The organism is Bacillus sp. AFS059628 (assembly GCF_002571225.1).
Taxonomy (GTDB): Bacteria; Bacillota; Bacilli; order Bacillales; family Bacillaceae_G; genus Bacillus_A.
The window spans coordinates 1-391 of the sequence record NZ_NVEC01000148.1; the positions used below are offsets into that span (position 1 = coordinate 1).

At 52.7% G+C, this 391-nt stretch carries 4 tRNA genes; all 4 read right to left on the reverse strand.

Going from position 1 to position 391, the window contains the following annotated elements:
- Nucleotides 1–32: 32 nt before the first annotated feature.
- The 4 genes from COL05_RS30535 to COL05_RS30550 all read right to left on the reverse strand — a co-directional run bounded on the left by COL05_RS30535 (nucleotide 33) and on the right by COL05_RS30550 (nucleotide 362).
- Nucleotides 33–108, reverse strand: a tRNA-Val gene (locus tag COL05_RS30535).
- 5 nt (nucleotides 109–113) lie between these two features.
- Nucleotides 114–188: transfer RNA gene (locus COL05_RS30540), tRNA-Glu, on the reverse strand.
- Between the two features lie 22 nt (nucleotides 189–210).
- A tRNA-Thr gene (locus COL05_RS30545) sits at nucleotides 211–283 on the reverse strand.
- 4 nt (nucleotides 284–287) lie between these two features.
- A tRNA-Asn gene (locus COL05_RS30550) sits at nucleotides 288–362 on the reverse strand.
- Between the last annotated feature and the right edge of the window lie 29 nt (nucleotides 363–391).

Below are 391 nucleotides of genomic sequence, written 5' to 3' on the forward strand. Positions count from 1 at the left end.
CTTCGCTACCCCTCCGACATTTAAAATATATATGGTGGAGGATGACGGGATCGAACCGCCGACCCCCTGCTTGTAAGGCAGGTGCTCTCCCAGCTGAGCTAATCCTCCAAAAGTGGTGACCCGTACGGGATTCGAACCCGTGTTACCGCCGTGAAAGGGCGGTGTCTTAACCACTTGACCAACGGGCCAAAAATTTCAAAACTCTTCCCAAGCTTCCAACCGGGCTTGAACCGGTGACCTCTTCCTTACCATGGAAGTGCTCTACCAGCTGAGCTATGGAAGCATAATGGCTCCGCAGGTAGGACTCGAACCTACGACCGATCGGTTAACAGCCGATAGCTCTACCACTGAGCTACTGCGGAATAATATTAGCCTGGCAACGTCCTACTCT